We start from the raw sequence: 15,993 nt of genomic DNA, 5'->3' as shown, positions 1-15,993 counted from the left end.
GGCGGGTCATGCGCTCCACGTCTGCAGCAGCATGGCCGGCACCCGCTCGGCGGGGATCGCCGGGCTGAACAGGAATCCCTGGCCCATGTTGCAGCCGCAGCGCCGCAGGAAGTCGTACTGGCCGGCGTGCTCGATGCCCTCGGCGACGGTTTCCATGCCCAGCTTGCGGCTGAGCGTGACCACCGCCTCGACGATGGCGGCGTTGCCGGTCCGCTCGTCGAGATCCGCCATGAAACTGCGGTCTATCTTGATGACGTGGACGGGGAGCGCCTGGAGGTGGGTCAGCGAGGCGTAGCCGGTGCCGAAATCGTCGAGCGCGATGCGCACGCCCTCGGCGCTGAGCATGCGCAGCGCGCGGCCGACGCCCTCCGCGCTGCGCCCGAGGAAGACCGTCTCCGTCACCTCGACCTCGAAGCGGTCGGCCGGGATGCGCTCGGCCGCCAGCCGGGACAGGAACTGCTCGGCGAAGTCGTCGTGGACGAACTGCGCCGCGGCGGCATTGATGGCGATGCGGCCGAAGCGCAGGCCGGCGTCGAGCCAGCGGTGCATGTCGGCGAGGATGCTGCGGAACATGCGCTCGTGCAGCTCGTCCGCGAGCTCCATGTTCTCGAAGGCGGCGGCGATGCTGGCCGGCGGCAGCATCAGCTCGTCGCCCGCGTGCCAGCGCAGCAGCGCCTCGAAGCCGGTCACGCGGCCGGAGCGCAGATCGACCTTCGGCTGGTAGTACGGGCGGATGCGGTTCTCGTCGACGGCGCGCCGCGCGCACTTGATCATCTCCGTGCGGCAGCGCGCCTTGCGGCGCATGTCGGGATGGAAGAAGGCCAGGTGGCCGCGGTTGCCGGTCTTGGCCGCGTACAGCGCCGTGTCGGCCGCCTTGAGCAGGTCGGCCGCGCCGGTGCCGTGTTCCGGGTGGCAGGCCACGCCGATGCTGGCGCGGCAGTCGAGGATGCGCTGCGCGTAGCTGAGCGGCTGCCGCAGGCGCGTGCCGATGGCGGCGCCCAGGCTGGCGATGTCGGCGCGGGTGGCGAACGGCAGCGCGATGCCGAACTCGTCGCCGCCGAGCCGCGCGATGAAGGCGCGGGCGGGCAGCACCTCGCGCAGGCGGTCCGCCAGCGCGCGCAGCAGGGCGTCGCCGGCGTCGTGGCCGATCTGGTCGTTGGTTTCCTTGAGATCGTCGACGTCCACGATCAGGATGGCGGGGCCGGCATCGGGATCGCTGCCGCTGCGCTTGATCAGGCGCTCCATCTCGTGCTGGAACGCCGCGCGATTGGGCAGCCGGGTCAGGGCGTCGTGGGTTGCCATCCAGCGGATGCGCTCGTCGGCGGTCTGCTCGTCGGTCACGTCGCGGAACGTCACGAGCGCGCGCGCCATCTCGCCGCAGGGGCGGAACGTCTTCCATCCCTTGGTTCGCAGCCAGCGCTCGCGGCCGTCGTCGGCACGGCGGATGCGCAGCTGCGCATCGAACTCCTGCTGCCGGCTGCCGTCGTCGGGCGCGGCCAGCGCGGACTTGAGCAGCTCCCGGTCGTCGGGATGGATGAGCCTGCATGCGGTATCGGCCTGCGGCTGTTCGTGCTTCGCGATGCCGAAGATCGCCTTCAGCTCGTCGGACCAGACCTGGCGGCCGGTGCGCTTGTCGTAGTCCCACACGCCGAGCTCGGCCGCCTGGATGGCCAGGCGGAAGCGCTGCTCGTTCTCGCGCAGCGCGTTCTCGGTTTCCTTGCGGTCGTCGATGTCCTCGAGCGTGCCGTACCAGCGCACGATCTCGCCGGCGCCGTCGCGGCGCGGCTGCGCGCGCGCCCGCACCCAGCGGTAGGCGCCGTCGCGCGTCTCGATGCGGTATTCGATGTCCACCGGGTCGCCGGTGCGCAGCGCGGCCTGCCATGCGGCGACGACGGCGGCGATGTCGTCGGCGTGGAGCGAGTCCGCCCATCCGTTGCCGCGCGTGGCCTCCGCGCTCTGTCCCGTCACCTCGACCCACTTCGGGCTGATTTCCTCGACGAGGCCGTCGGGCGACGCGGTCCAGGGCATGCCGGGATTGAGCTGCACGGTGTAGCGGTGGTGTTCCTCGCTGGCCCGCAATGCCGCTTCCGCCAGCATCCGCTCGTGGATGCATTCGCTGCGGCCGTGCCAGCTCGCGATGCGGCCGGCGTTGTCACGGCGCGCGATCGCGCGCGTGCGGTACCACAGCGCTTCGCCGTCGCCGAGAACCACGCGGCAGCGCACCTCGAACGGGCGCCCGTTCGCCAGGGCCTGCCGGATCGCGCGCCCGATGATGGGATGGTCTTCGCGCGGGACCAGGTCGCGCCAGCGCCGCCCGATCAGCCGTTGGCGCGGCGAGCCGGCCGCTTCGTCGCCGCTTTCGTCATCGCTTTCATTGCCCGCTTCGCTGCCCATCCCGTCGCCCGGGTCCAGCAACAGGCTGAGCGCGCCGCGCCGGTCCGCGGCCCACCGGACCGACGGGTCGAGGGCATCCCAGTCCTGCCGCGCGAAACCGGCAAGCGTGGGTTCGGGCGCGCCGGGCGGGACCAGGCTCTCCCGGCTGTTGCGAAGCGCGGCCGAGCCGGCGCGGGCGGTAGTGTGCTCGCCGGGCCAATCCGGTGGCGGCCCGGCCTTGTGGGCCGGGGAGCAATGCTGGCATGGTTCCATCGTCTGTCGGTACTTTGGTGTTTACCGCTGGTGGTGCGATACATCGTCGCGATGCCGTTTCGGATAGAAGCGGATCGCACGTTACCGGCTGCTTGTGGCAGGCGCGGTGACGGGATGCGGGAAATCGGTTCCGGGCCCGGGCCGGCGCGTTCGCGCGCGGACCTAGGCCGTCATGCTTTGCGCGGGCCACGCGGCCGCCGCCGGCGCCGCCCGCCGCGATGCGCGCTTGTGGGCATACATCGCGGCGTCGGCCGCGGCAAGCAGGTCGGTGACGGAGACGTGCCGCCTGTCGTCGAACTCGATGTGCCCGACGCTGTATTGCAGCCGGTATCCGCGGCACATGGCGCCCTGGTTCTCCACCGCGATGCGGTGCTCGATGCGCCGGGCGATCTTGTCGGACTGCTCGCGGTTCGCGCCGGCTAGCAGCATGACGAACTCGTCGCCGCCGAGGCGGCCGATGATGTCGCCTTCGCGCAGGCTGCCGCGCAGTACGTCCGCGAATTGCGACAGCGCCTGGTCGCCGACCGCGTGGCCGAAGGTGTCGTTGATCTGCTTGAAATTGTCCAGGTCGAAGAAAAACAGCGACGCCGGCTTGCGCAGGCGCCTGCACGTCGTCAGCATGTTCTCGGCAAGCGCCACGAAGCCGAGCCGGTTGGCGAGATCGGTGAGCGGATCGTGCGTGGCCAGCTCCACCGCCAGCAGTTCCTGCTCCGCCATCCGTCCCAGGTCGCGCAGCAGGGAGCGGTCCTCCTCGCCGAAATCGCGCGGCCGGTCGTCGAGCACGCTCAAGGTGCCCAGCTTGCTGCCATTGGAGGCCGACAGCGGGTAGCCGGCATAGAAGCGCACGTGCGGCTTGCCGGTCACGAACGGATTGTCCTTGAAGCGGTCGTCGCGCAGCGTGTCGGGTACGACCAGGATGTCGTTGCCGAGGATCGCGTGGGCGCAGATCGACGAACTGCGCGGCGTTTCCCGGAACGCGATGCCCGAGATGGACTTGTACCACTGCCGCTCGGCGTCGACGAAGCTCACCAGCGCGATCGGCACGTCGAACAGCCGCAGCGCGAGCCGGGTCAGGCGGTCGAACCGCTCGTCGGGCGGCGTGTCGAGGATCCGCAGCGCCCGCAGCGTATTGATGCGGACCTGCTCGGTGTCTGGCGTGGCGGCGGCTGGCATGGTGGCGATGATGTTCTTGTCCTGGCCGCGTCGGCCAGAAAAAACGCAGCCATGTCATGTTGGGACGGGGCTGCGGCAAGGGCATTCGGGCCGCGGCGCGGGTCGCGCGCGGCGTGGCTGGCGGCGGCAGTCGCCGTGGCCAGCAAAGCCGTCCATTATATAAGGGTTTACCCTTTATTCATCGTTGTTGCGCGATTTCCCACCCCGACGAAAGAGGGGTGGCATGCGCGGCAACGCGCTCCGTGCCCGTTTCCGGTGCGCGCAGGCCGGCTCGCCGTTCCCGAAACGCCAAAGCGCAGCCGGCCAGGCTGCGCTTTGGCGCTTGTTGCTTGTTGCCTGTGTCGCCTGTTGCCGGGGCGTGCCGGTCAGCGAGCCAGGCTCGAGCGCAATGTCTCGCTGGCCTGATGCAGCGCCGAGCGCACCGCCGGCACGTCGGCCAGCGCGTTGAGCAGGCCGTAGTCATGGATCATGCCGTTGTAGCGCACCGACACCACCGGCACGCCGGCCTGGTCGAGGTGGCGCGCATAGGCTTCGCCTTCGTCGCGCAGCACGTCGTTCTCGGCGGTCTGGATCAGCGCCGGCGGCAGGCCCTTCAACTGCTCGGGCGAGGCCAGCAGCGGCGAGGCGTAGATTTCCGCGCGCTGCTTCGGGTCGGTGGTGTAGGCGTCCCAGAACCACTTCATCATGCCCTTGCTGAGAAAGAAGCCGTTGGCGTACTGGTCATACGAGGCGTTCTCGAAGCTGGCGTTCGTCACCGGCCAGAACAGGATCTGCGAGCGCAGCTTGGGGCCGTTTTCCAGCTTGGCCTTCAGCGCGACCACGGCCGCGGCATTGCCGCCGACGCTGTTGCCGACCACGGCCAGTTCGTGATCGTCCAGGCCCAGTTCCTTGCGGTGCGTGTCCACGTACTGGGTGGCGGCGTATTCCTGGTCGATCGCGGTCGGGTAATGCGCTTCCGGCGAACTGGTGTAGTTCACGAAGATCGCCTCCTGTCCGGAATCGACGACGAGGTCGCGGACGAAGCGCTCGTGGTCCTGATAGCTGCCGAGGATCCAGCCGCCGCCGTGGAAGAACATGAAGCCCGGCAGCGCGCCTTTGGCGCCGTGCGGGCGCACGATGGTCAGCTTCAGCGGCTGGCCGTTGTAGCTGATGGTCTTTTCGCTCACGTCGGCCGGCGGCAGCTTGGCGCCTTTCTGCGCGCCGAGCAGCACCTGGCGCGCATCGGCCGGCGCGAGGGTCTCGATCGGCTGGCCACCGCCCTTGGCGAGGGCGTCGAGGAAGCCCTGCACATGGCTTTCGACCAGCGGGCCGCCGGCGTTGCCGGCCAGGGCGGCGGATGCGGCGGCCATCAGCACGGCGGCTGCGGCGATGCGGGTCACGCGGGTTTTCTTGAGGATGTTCATTGTCATTCTCCTGGTGCGGTGAGAGGTGGCTTGCTCGGCGGCCGTCAGGGGCGCGCCGACGTTGCGGTGGACACCGGCACGCTCCGAAGCATTGGGGAGTGCTGGTTGGCAGGTACCACTTTGCCCGCGTTCTTGGTACGATACGTGCCATAAAGTACGGATAAATTGACTTGGAGTACGGATATGGTCGACCGCCTCGAAGCGCTGTTCGCGCGTTTCAGCGTCACCGCGCAGGTGTTCAATACCGGCGCGCTGTGCGGCATCAGCGACCTCACCGCCGAGGACACCGGCCAGCTGCATCTGGTGCGCTGGGGCGAGGTGGAAGTCGTGAACGACGGCAAGGTCGCCGCGCGCGTGCGCGAGCCGAGCCTCTTGCTGTATCCGCGCCCGCTGTCGCACCGCTTCATCACCGAGGCGACGCGCGGCGCGGATTTCGCCTGCGCCAACCTGAAGTTCGAGGGGGGCGTTTCACATCCGATCTGCGCCGCGCTGCCGGCGTTCGTGTGCCTGCCGTTGAACTGGATCGAAGGGGCGAAGGACGTGCTGGCGCTGCTGTTCGACGAAGCCTTCGCCGAGCGCTGCGGCCGGCAGGCGCTGCTGGATCGTCTGTTCGAGGTGGTGCTGATCCAGATCCTTCGCCACCTGATGGAGCATGGCCATGCCAGGGCCGGGCTGCTCGCGGGCCTGTCGCATCCGCGGCTGCGCCATGCCCTAGTGGCGATGCACGAAAAACCCGCGCGGGAGTGGACGCTGGAAGGGCTGGCCGGCGCCGCGGGCATGTCGCGCACGGTGTTTGCCAATACGTTCCACGAAGTCGTCGGCTTGACGCCGGGCCAATACCTGCAGGGCTGGCGCATCAGCCTCGCGCAACTGGCCCTGCATCGCGGCCATGCGCTGCGGCTGATTGCCGACGAGGTGGGTTATGGCAGCGAAGCGGCGCTGTCGCGCGCGTTCAAGGCGCAGACGGGAAGCTCGCCGCGCGAGTGGAAGCGGATGCAGGCCGCGTTGACGGGCGCCGGCCAGCCGGCCGGGAAATGAAAAAAGCGAAAAAGCCGCCTCTGCGTGAACAGAGGCGGCTTCCGAATTGGTGCCCGAGGCCGGAATCGAACCGGCACGCCTTGCGGCGGGGGATTTTCTTCCCACTTCGGCTTTCGCCGCCGACCTGCGCGAGGCAGGGCGTTCGTGGTCTGGAGCACGCCTTCACCATAGTCTTGCGACCGTAGGTGCCCGCCGTCTGCTCTCTACACCTTCCCTTGAACCTTTCGGTTCGCGGGCTTGGCTCGGCATTAGCTCGGACCTGAGTCCAGGGCCTTCACCGAGTTTGACGGGCTTCACCTCTGGAGTTTCCCCCGGAGGGCTCAAATTTGGTCTGAGTCCCCTGCGTCTACCAATTTCACCACTCGGGCGGAGTGGGTGCCGGCGGCTCGTGCCGGGAAACCCGGCTGGCCAGCACTGCGCTAAGCCGGCGATTATGCCGTAAATCCGGGTCGCCCACAACCTGAGCGCCGGGCCGCGCCGGCTCCCGGATTCCGCGAAGGAAGACTGTGGCATTTGATACATATCAGATATGTATCGGAGGGTTTTCCCTAGAATGAGGCAATCCCCTACAGGGGGATGCCACCCGTCCCCGGGGCGCATCGCATACCGCGGCGCGCCCCGCGCGGACCCAACGGAACCGATGCCACCAGCCCCCGCCCTGACATCAGCCCGCCTGCCCGCCCCCAGGCCAATCCTGGCTTGCGCCGGGGCGTTGGCGCTCGCCGCCTTGCTGGGCGGCTGCATCTCGATGGCGCCGCCCGACACGCGGCCACCGTTGCCGGTGCGCGCGTCGTGGGAGCCCGACGCCGCCGCGCAGCCGGCCGCCGCCAGTGCCGCCGCGCTGGACTGGCGCGACTATTTCGCCGATCCCACCTTGCGCGAGCTGATCGCGCAGGCGCTCGACAACAACCGCGACCTGCGCGTTGCCGCCGCGCGCGTGGCGCAGGCCTACGCGGCCTACGGCATCCAGCGGGCCGATCTGTTCCCGTCGCTTGCCGGCGTGGCCGGGGACACGCGCCAGCGCGTGCCCGGCGACCTCAACCTCACCGGCCGCCCGGTCATCAGCAGCCAGTACCAGGTCGGCCTGGCGCTGAGCCCGTGGGAACTCGATTTCTGGGGCCGCGTGCGCAACCTCAAGGACGCCGCGCTGGACAGCTATCTCGCCAGCGAGGCCTCGCAGCGCGCGGTCGGGCAAGGGCTGATCACCCAGGTCGCGCAGACCTACCTGGCGCTGCGCGAGCTGGACGAGCGCATCATGCTGGCCCGGCGCACCATCGACAGCCGCGCCGAGTCGCTGCGCATCTTCCGCCGGCGCGAGCAGGTCGGCTCCGCCTCCCGGCTGGAGCTGACCGAAGTCACCACGCTGTGGCAGCAGGCGCGCACGCTGGCCGCGCAGCTCGAGCAGGAGCGCGCCGCGCAGGCGCACGCGCTCGAGCTGCTGGTGGGCCGGCCCGTGGACATGGCGCCCGCCACCGGCCTGATCGACGACGCCGAGCTGATGCGCGAGCTGGCGCCGGGCCTGCCGTCCGCGCTGCTGGAGAACCGGCCCGACATCGTCGCCGCCGAGCACCAGCTGCGCGCGGCCAATGCCAACATCGGCGCGGCGCGCGCGGCCTTCTTTCCGCAGATCACGCTGACCGGCTCGCTCGCCACCGCCAGCGCGGACCTCAGCGGCCTGTTCCGCGGCGGCAGCCTGGCGTGGAATTTCGCGCCGAGCATCACGCTGCCGATCTTCCAGGGCGGCCGCCTGCGCGCCAACCTCGCGCTGACCGAGGCACAGCGCGCCGAGGCCGTGGCGCAGTACGAGCGCACCATCCAGGGCGCCTTCCGCGACGTGGCCGATGCGCTGTCCGCGCGCCGCTGGCTGGCCGAGCAGGTGGACATCCTGCAGGCCACCCAGGCCGCGCAGGCCGAGCGCGCGCGCCTGGCCAAGCTGCGCTACGACCACGGCGCCGCCGCTTTCCTCGAAGTGCTGGACGCCGAGCGCGACCTGCTCGCCGTCGAGCAGCAGGCCGTGCAGTCGCGCCGCGCGCTGCTGGCCAGCCGCGTCAGCCTCTATGCGGCGCTGGGCGGCGGCGGCACCGCCGTCGACGCCGCCCGGTCCGCGCCCGCGCCCGCGCCTCCCCCGCAATGAGCCAAGGTCATTCCCGATGAAATTTCCCGCCAAGAAGCTGGTTCCCGTCCTGATCGCGCTGGCCGCCGCCGCCGGCGGCTGGTACGCCTGGACCTCGCTCCGGGACACCGGCCCAGGCCCCGGCTTCACCAGCGGCAACGGCCGCATCGAGGCCACCGAGGTCGACGTGGCCACCAAGCTGGCCGGCCGCGTGGACGACATCCTGGTCTTCGAGGGCGATTTCGTCAAAGCCGGCCAGCCGCTGGCGCGCATGCAGGTGCAGGTGCTGCAGGCCCAGCGCGACGAAGCGCGCGCGCAGCACCAGCAGGCCATCAACAGCGTGGCCGCGGCCGAGGCGCAGGCCGCCGCGCGCCTGAGCGACAAGGCCACCTCGGAAGCGCTGCTGGCGCAGCGCGAGGCCGAGCTGGACGCGGCCGAGCGCCGGCTGTCGCGCTCGGAGACGCTGTCGAAGGAAGGCGCCTCCTCGATCCAGGAGCTCGACGACGACCGCGCCCGCGCCCGCAGCGCGCGCGCCGCGGTGGCGGCGGCCCGCGCGCAGGTGGCGGCGGCGCAGTCCGCGGTGGAAGCGGCCCGCGCCCAGGTGGTCGGCGCGCGCTCCACGGTGGAAGCCACCCAGGCCACCATCAACCGCATCGAGGCCGACATCACCGACAGCGAGCTCAAGGCGCCGCGCGACGGCCGCGTGCAATACCGCGTGGCGCAGCCCGGCGAAGTGCTGGCCGCCGGCGGCAAGGTGCTCAACCTGGTCGACCTGTCCGACGTCTACATGACGCTGTTCCTGCCCGAGGCGCAGGCCGGCAGGCTGGCGATGGGCTCGGAGGCGCGCATCGTGCTGGACGCCGCGCCGCAGTACGTGATCCCGGCCACCATCTCGTTCGTCTCCAGCACCGCGCAGTTCACGCCCAAGACCGTGGAGACCGCCAGCGAGCGCCAGAAGCTGATGTTCCGCGTCAAGGCGCAGATCAGCCGCGAGCTGCTGCAGAAGCACCTCAAGCTGGTCAAGACCGGCCTGCCCGGCGTGGCCTGGGTGCGCGTGGACCCGAAGGTGGCCTGGCCGGCCAGCCTCGCGGTCACGGTGCCGGAGTAGGCGATGGCCGACGGGCGCGTTCCCGCCGTCGTGCGCCTGGCCGGCGTCTCGTTGCGCTATGGACGCAAGACCGTGGCGCTCGACCGCGTCGACCTCGACATTCCGGCCGACCGCATGATCGGCCTGATCGGGCCGGACGGCGTGGGCAAGTCGAGCCTGCTGGCGCTGGTGGCCGGCGCGCGCGCCGTGCAGGACGGCACCGTGCACGCGCTCGGCGGCGACATGGCCAGCCGCGCGCACCGCGACGCGGTCTGCCCGCGCATCGCCTACATGCCGCAGGGGCTGGGCAAGAACCTGTATCCCACCTTGTCGGTGGAAGAGAACCTGCAGTTCTTCGCGCGCCTGTTCGGCCATGACGCCGCCGAGCGCCGCCGCCGCATCGACGACCTCACCCGCAGCACCGGCCTGCACGCGTTCCTGGCGCGGCCCGCGGGCAAGCTCTCGGGCGGCATGAAGCAGAAGCTCGGCCTGTGCTGCGCGCTGATCCACGACCCCGACCTGCTGATCCTCGACGAGCCCACCACCGGCGTGGACCCGCTCGCGCGCGCGCAGTTCTGGGACCTGATCGCGCGCATCCGCCGCGAGCGGCCCGGCATGAGCGTGCTGGTGGCCACCGCCTACATGGACGAGGCGCAGCGCTTCGACTGGCTGGTGGCGATGGACGCCGGCAAGGTGCTCGCCACCGGCACGCCGGCGGAGCTGCTCGCGCGCACCGGCGCGGCGGACCTGGAATCTGCCTTCGTCGGCCTGCTGCCGGACGACAAGAAGCGCGGCTACCAGCCGGTGGAGATCGCGCCGCTGCGCATCGGCGACGACACGCCCGTGGCCATCGAGGCCAGGGGCCTGACCATGCGCTTCGGCGATTTCGTCGCGGTGGACCACGTCGACTTCCGCATCCGCCGCGGCGAGATCTTCGGCTTCCTCGGCTCCAACGGCTGCGGCAAGTCCACCACCATGAAGATGCTCACCGGCCTGCTGCCGGCCAGCGAAGGGCAGGCCTGGCTGTTCGGCAACGAGGTGGACCCGCGCGACATCGACACGCGCCGCCGCGTGGGCTACATGTCGCAGGCGTTCTCGCTCTACAGCGAGCTCACCGTGCAGCAGAACCTGGTGCTGCACGCGCGCCTGTTCCACGTGCCCGAGGAGGAGGTGCCCGCGCGCGTGGACGAGATGGTGGCGCGCTTCGCGCTCGGCGACGTGCTCGGCAGCCTGCCGGACAGCCTGCCGCTGGGCATGCGCCAGCGCCTTTCGCTGGCCGTGGCGATGGTGCACAAGCCGGAGCTGCTGATCCTCGACGAGCCGACCTCGGGCGTGGACCCGGTGGCGCGCGACAGCTTCTGGCGCCTGCTGATCGCGCTGTCGCGGCAGGACCACGTCACCATCTTCATCTCCACCCACTTCATGAACGAGGCCGCGCGCTGCGACCGCATCTCGCTCATGCACGCCGGCAAGGTGCTGGTCAGCAACCCGCCCGCGCGCATCGTCAGCGACCGCGGCGCGGCCACGCTGGAAGACGCCTTCATCGACTACCTGGTGGAAGCCGGCGGCGGCGCGCCGGCCGAGGCGCAGGCTGCCGCGCCGGTACTCGATTCGGCGGCCGACTCCGTGACCGCACCGGCCTCGCCCGCCGCGGCGCCGGCCCGGCGCCTCTGGTTCTCGCCGGCCCGCATGATCAGCTACCTGTGGCGCGAAACGCTGGAGCTGCGCCGCGACCCGGTGCGCGCCACGCTGGCGCTGGTGGGCTCGGTGGTGCTGATGTTCGTGATGGGCTACGGCATCAGCATGGACGTGGAAGACCTGCGCTACGCCGTGCTCGACCGCGACCAGACCACGCTGAGCCAGAACTACGCGCTCAACATCGCCGGCTCGCGCTACTTCATCGAGCACGCGCCCATCACCGACTACGACGACCTGGACCGCCGCATGCGCAGCGGCGAGCTGTCGCTGGCCATCGAGATCCCGCCCGGCTTCGCGCGCGACGCGGCGCGCGGCAAGGCGGTGCAGGTGGGCGCGTGGATCGACGGCGCCATGCCCTCGCGCGCGGAGACCGTGCAGGGCTACGTGCAGGGCATGCACCAGAACTGGCTCGAGACGCAGGCGCGCGAGCGGCTCGGCCAGCGCGCCGCGCCGGGTTTCTCGATCGAGACGCGCTACCGCTACAACCCCGACGTCAAGAGCCTGCCCGCGATGGTGCCGGCGGTGGTCCCGCTGCTGCTGCTGATGCTGCCGGCCATGCTCACCGCGCTGTCGGTGGTGCGCGAGAAGGAGCTCGGCTCCATCCTCAACCTGTACGTCACGCCGGTCACGCGCGCCGAGTTCCTGATCGGCAAGCAGCTGCCCTACGTGCTGCTGGCCATGCTCAACTTCCTGCTTATGGCGCTGCTGGCCGTGACCGTGTTCGGCGTGCCGGTCAAGGGCAACTTCCTCGCGCTGCTGGCGGCCGTGCTGATATTCAACGTGGTGGCCACCGGCATCGGGCTGCTGGCCTCGACCTTCACGCGCAGCCAGATCGCGGCGATGTTCTTCGCCATCATCGGCACCATGATCCCCGCGATCCAGTTCGCCGGCATGCTCACGCCGGTGTCCTCGATGGAGGGCAGCGCGCGCCTGATCGGCGAGCTCTATCCCGCCACCTACATGCTCATCATCAGCCGCGGCGTGTTCAACAAGGCGCTGGGCTTCGCCGACCTGCACGCCGCCTTCTGGCCGCTGCTGGTGTCGGTGCCGGTGATCCTCGGCGCCACGATCATGCTGCTCGACAAGCAGGAGAAGTGATGGCGCCGACGCCGAACGCATCCGCCACGGGCACCCGGGCCGCAGCGCCGGCGGCCGGGCCGGCCGGCATGCGCGGGCAGCGGTGGCTGCGCATGCTGGTCAACGTCTACCGGCTCGGCTGCAAGGAGCTGTGGAGCCTGGCGCGCGACCTGACGATGCTGGTGCTGATCGTCTACACCTTCACCGCCTCGGTCTACTCCGCCGCCACCGCGCAGCCCGACACGCTGCACCTGGCGCCGATCGCCATCGTCGACGAGGACCACTCGCCGCTATCGGCGCGCATCGCCTCGGCGTTCTTCCCGCCGCAGTTCACGCCGCCGCGCATGATCACCTCGTCGGCCGAGGACGCCGGCATGGACGCCGGCGACTACACCTTCGCGCTCAACATCCCGCCCAACTTCCAGCGCGACCTGCTGGGCGGGCGCGCGGCCGTGGTGCAGCTCAACGTGGACGCCACCCGCATGAGCCAGGCGTTCACCGGCAACGGCTACGTGCAGCAGATCGTCTCGGGCGAGGTGCGCGAGTTCCTGCAGCGCTACCGCGACACGGCGGTGCTGCCGGTGGACCTGGCCGTGCGCGTGCGCTTCAACCCCACGCTGACGCAGGCGTGGTTCGGCGCGCTGATGCAGGTGGTCAACAACATCACCATGCTGTCGATCATCCTGACCGGCGCCGCGCTGATCCGCGAGCGCGAGCACGGCACCATCGAGCACCTGCTGGTGATGCCTGTCACGCCCGCGCAGATCATGCTGGCCAAGGTGTGGTCGATGGGGCTGGTGGTGCTGGTCGCCGCGGCGCTGTCGCTGCTGCTGATCGTGCACGGCGCGCTGCACGTGCCGATCGGCGGCTCGGTGGCGCTGTTCCTCGCCGGCGCCGCGCTGCACCTGTTCGCCACCACCGCGATGGGCATCTTCCTCGCCACGCTGGCGCGCAGCATGCCGCAGTTCGGCATGCTGCTGATCCTGGTGCTGCTGCCGCTGCAGATGCTCTCGGGCGGCAACACCCCGCGCGAGAGCATGCCGGTGCTGGTGCAGAACCTGATGCTGGCCGCGCCCACCACGCATTTCGTCGAGCTCAGCCAGGCCATCCTGTTCCGCGGCGCGGGGCCCGGCGTGGTGTGGCCGCAGTTCCTCGCGCTGCTGGCCATCGGCGCCGTGCTGTTCGTGATTTCATTGCGGCGGTTCCGCAGGACCATCAGCCAGATGGCCTGAACCCGGCATCCGCCGTATCCGTCGCCTTCACCGCTTTCACCGCATTCGCGCAGGTCCCCGGCGCGTTGCCTTCCAGGAGCCAGACCGCCATGTCATCCAAGGAATACGCCAGCCAGCAACCCGCATCGCGCTATCCCGGCTTCGGCTGGGGCGCGGCCGCCGCCTACGTCACCGATGCCCTGCAGCGCGGCGTGCTGTACGCCGACGTGATGCGCCAGCGCGGCAACCAGTACCAGGCCCACCTGGCCGAGGCCGTGCCCAACGTGCTGGACTTCGCCGCCGAGATCATCATGGATGGCCGCGAGCTGCCGCGCCCGGTCAACTACGGCCTGGTGCGCATCGCCGCGCCCGAGGACGTGCCCACCGTGCCCGGCAAGCGCCCGTTCGTGGTGGTGGACCCGCGCGCCGGGCACGGCCCCGGCATCGGCGGCTTCAAGCGCGACAGCGAGATCGGCGCCGCGCTGCGCACCGGCCACCCGTGCTACTTCATCGGCTTCCTGCCGGACCCGGTGCCGGGCCAGACCGTGGAAGACGTGATGCTGGCCGAAGCCGCCTTCCTGGAGAAGGTGATCGCGCTGCATCCGGGCAGCATCGGCAAGCCGGCCGTGATCGGCAACTGCCAGGCCGGCTGGCAGGTGATGATGACCGCCGCCATGCGCCCGGAACTGTTCGGCCCCATCATCCTGGCCGGCGCGCCGCTGTCGTACTGGGCCGGCTGGCGCGGCAGGAACCCCATGCGCTACTCCGGCGGGCTGCTCGGCGGGAGCTGGCTCACCGCGCTGACCGGCGACCTCGGCAACGGCCGCTTCGACGGCGCCTGGCTGGTGCAGAACTTCGAGAACCTCAACCCGGCCAACACGCTGTGGGGCAAGTCGTACCAGCTCTACGCCAACGTCGACACCGAGGCGCCGCGCTACCTGGGCTTCGAGAAATACTGGGGCGGCCACGTCTTCCTCAACGCGGTGGAGATGCAGTACATCGTCGACAACCTGTTCGTCGGCAACAAGCTCGCCACCGCGGAGCTGATCACCTCGGACGGTACGCGGCTGGACCTGCGCCACATCCGCTCGCCGATCGTGGTGTTCTGCTCCTACGGCGACAACATCACGCCGCCGCCGCAGGCGCTGGGCTGGATCACCGACCTGTACCGCGACGACGGCGACGTGCTCGGCCACGACCAGACCATCGTCTACGCCACGCACGACAGCATCGGCCATCTCGGCATCTTCGTCTCGGGCAGCACCGGGCGCAAGGAACACCGCGAGTTCGTCAGCAACATCGACCTGATCGACGTGCTGCCCGCCGGCCTCTACCAGGCGCAGATCAACGACAAGACCGCCGACACGCCGGGCGGCGGCCTGGTCGACGGCCCGTACATGCTCTCCATCGCGGTGCGCGGCATCGAGGACGTGCGCAAGATCGTGCAGCCCGACACCGAGAGCGACTGGCGCTTCGCCACCGCCGCGCGCGTGTCCGAGGTCAACCTCGGCCTGTACCGCAGCGTACTGCAGCCGCTGGTGCGCGCCTGCGTGACGCCGCAGTCGGCATGGTGGACGCAGGCGCTGCAGCCGCTGCGCGTGTCCTACCAGCTGTGGTCGGACCGCAGCCCGCTGGCCAGCGGCATCGCGCAGATGGCCGAACAGGTGCGCGAGCAGCGCGAGCCGGTGCCGGAAGACAACCCGCTGCTGCTGATGCAGAACGTCTGGTCCGACGCCATCGTGGCCGCGCTCGACCAGTGGCGCGACGTGCGCGACGACGCCTGCGAGAAGACCTTCGAAGCCATCTACGGCAACCCGTGGGTGCAGGCGCTGGCCGGCCTGAACCACGCCGACGGCGCGGCCGCGCGGCAGCATCCCGGCACCACGCCGGAACACCGCGCCTTCGTCGCCGCGGAGATGGAAAAGCTGCGCGGCGAGATCGGCAAGGGCGGCCTGCTCGAAGCCGGCGTGCGCGCCATGCTGTACATCCTCCACTCGCAGGGCGAGGCGGACGAGCGCCGCTTCAACCTCGCGCGCTCGCTGCACGCCGCGCACGACGCCCAGCACGGCAAGGCCCGGCCCGGCCTGCACAACGCCGAAGGCCTGGCCGCCTTCAAGCAGATGGTACGGCGCCAGGCCAGCCTGCTCCGGCTCGCGCCGGAAGCGGCCATCGACGCCGTGCCGGCGATGCTCGCGGGCGCGCCCGCCGCCAGCATCCGCGAGATGACGCACACCATCGAGACCATCTCCACCGCCGTGCCGCTCGAAGCGGACGAGCAGCGCGACCTCGCGCGGCTGCTCGGCATGTTCCGCGCGGCGGCGGACGCCGGCGCGCCGCGCGCGCTCGCCGGGCCGGTCCCGGCCCCGGCCAAGCGCCGCGTGGCGCGGCGGCCCGCGCCGGTGGTCGCGGGGACCAAGGGGCGGCGCGCGTAGCGCTGGCTGGTCGCGCGCATCGTGCTCGCGGCCGGCTTTGCTTCCGGCGCGGTTAGCGGTATCTTCCTCGCACGCGGGCTGGCGATGTGGCGCGCGGCGCCGGCCGGCGCCGCCG

The 15,993-nt window shown here is 70.6% G+C and carries 9 protein-coding genes; 6 read left to right on the top strand and 3 right to left on the bottom strand.

Translation table 11 applies throughout. The features are described from left to right. Nucleotides 1-6: 6 nt before the first annotated feature. From AC3WXD_RS25060 to AC3WXD_RS25050, 3 genes are all read right to left on the bottom strand, one after another. A complete protein-coding gene (locus tag AC3WXD_RS25060; protein ID WP_454732156.1) occupies nt 7-2,646 on the bottom strand; it encodes a sensor domain-containing protein in 2,640 nt (879 codons plus the stop codon). Nucleotides 2,647-2,808: 162 nt separating this feature from the next. Further along, nucleotides 2,809-3,819: a sensor domain-containing diguanylate cyclase gene (locus AC3WXD_RS25055; RefSeq protein WP_454732155.1), complete on the bottom strand. Its 1,011-nt coding sequence runs from the start codon at nt 3,817-3,819 to the stop codon at nt 2,809-2,811. A gap of 365 nt (nt 3,820-4,184) precedes the next feature. After that, a complete protein-coding gene (locus AC3WXD_RS25050; protein WP_492324886.1) occupies nt 4,185-5,222 on the bottom strand; it encodes an alpha/beta hydrolase in 1,038 nt (345 codons plus the stop codon). A gap of 183 nt (nt 5,223-5,405) precedes the next feature. On the opposite strand from AC3WXD_RS25050, the gene AC3WXD_RS25045 reads away from it, so the two are divergent. The 6 genes from AC3WXD_RS25045 (at nt 5,406) to AC3WXD_RS25020 (ending at nt 15,878) form a co-directional block, all read left to right on the top strand. After that, entirely contained in the window at nt 5,406-6,260 is an 855-nt protein-coding gene (locus AC3WXD_RS25045) for an AraC family transcriptional regulator (protein ID WP_020201675.1), read from the top strand. A 640-nt stretch (nt 6,261-6,900) separates the two neighbouring features. Beyond that, nucleotides 6,901-8,394 carry an efflux transporter outer membrane subunit gene (locus tag AC3WXD_RS25040; RefSeq protein WP_052165800.1) on the top strand — a complete coding sequence of 498 codons (1,494 nt, stop codon included), beginning with the start codon at nt 6,901-6,903 and terminating at the stop codon, nt 8,392-8,394. A gap of 16 nt (nt 8,395-8,410) precedes the next feature. Continuing rightward, nucleotides 8,411-9,481, top strand: coding sequence for an HlyD family secretion protein (locus tag AC3WXD_RS25035; RefSeq protein ID WP_020201673.1), 1,071 nt, complete (start codon nt 8,411-8,413; stop codon nt 9,479-9,481). A gap of 3 nt (nt 9,482-9,484) precedes the next feature. After that, entirely contained in the window at nt 9,485-12,256 is a 2,772-nt protein-coding gene (rbbA, locus tag AC3WXD_RS25030) for a ribosome-associated ATPase/putative transporter RbbA (protein ID WP_020201672.1), read from the top strand. Nucleotides 12,257-12,324: 68 nt separating this feature from the next. Continuing rightward, entirely contained in the window at nt 12,325-13,467 is a 1,143-nt protein-coding gene (locus AC3WXD_RS25025) for an ABC transporter permease (RefSeq protein ID WP_043365725.1), read from the top strand. Nucleotides 13,468-13,556: 89 nt separating this feature from the next. Next, nucleotides 13,557-15,878, top strand: a complete 2,322-nt coding sequence (locus AC3WXD_RS25020; protein ID WP_492324885.1) for a DUF3141 domain-containing protein — start codon at nt 13,557-13,559, stop codon at nt 15,876-15,878. Nucleotides 15,879-15,993: the final 115 nt, after the last annotated feature.

The sequence above is a fragment of the Cupriavidus sp. FW216-B1 genome (assembly GCF_058789195.1).
Note: the sequence above shows the minus strand (reverse complement) of the source record. Positions and strands in the feature narration are given on the sequence as shown.

What these genes read in the sequence shown, in the direction of transcription:
- AC3WXD_RS25060 (WP_454732156.1), bottom strand. Translation starts at nt 2,646, where the DNA reads ATGGAACCATGCCAGCATTGCTCCCCGGCCCACAAGGCCGGGCCGCCA.
- AC3WXD_RS25055 (WP_454732155.1), bottom strand. Translation starts at nt 3,819, where the DNA reads ATGCCAGCCGCCGCCACGCCAGACACCGAGCAGGTCCGCATCAATACG.
- AC3WXD_RS25050 (WP_492324886.1), bottom strand. Translation starts at nt 5,222, where the DNA reads ATGAACATCCTCAAGAAAACCCGCGTGACCCGCATCGCCGCAGCCGCC.
- AC3WXD_RS25045 (WP_020201675.1), top strand. Translation starts at nt 5,406, where the DNA reads ATGGTCGACCGCCTCGAAGCGCTGTTCGCGCGTTTCAGCGTCACCGCG.
- AC3WXD_RS25040 (WP_052165800.1), top strand. Translation starts at nt 6,901, where the DNA reads ATGCCACCAGCCCCCGCCCTGACATCAGCCCGCCTGCCCGCCCCCAGG.
- AC3WXD_RS25035 (WP_020201673.1), top strand. Translation starts at nt 8,411, where the DNA reads ATGAAATTTCCCGCCAAGAAGCTGGTTCCCGTCCTGATCGCGCTGGCC.
- rbbA (WP_020201672.1), top strand. Translation starts at nt 9,485, where the DNA reads ATGGCCGACGGGCGCGTTCCCGCCGTCGTGCGCCTGGCCGGCGTCTCG.
- AC3WXD_RS25025 (WP_043365725.1), top strand. Translation starts at nt 12,325, where the DNA reads ATGCGCGGGCAGCGGTGGCTGCGCATGCTGGTCAACGTCTACCGGCTC.
- AC3WXD_RS25020 (WP_492324885.1), top strand. Translation starts at nt 13,557, where the DNA reads ATGTCATCCAAGGAATACGCCAGCCAGCAACCCGCATCGCGCTATCCC.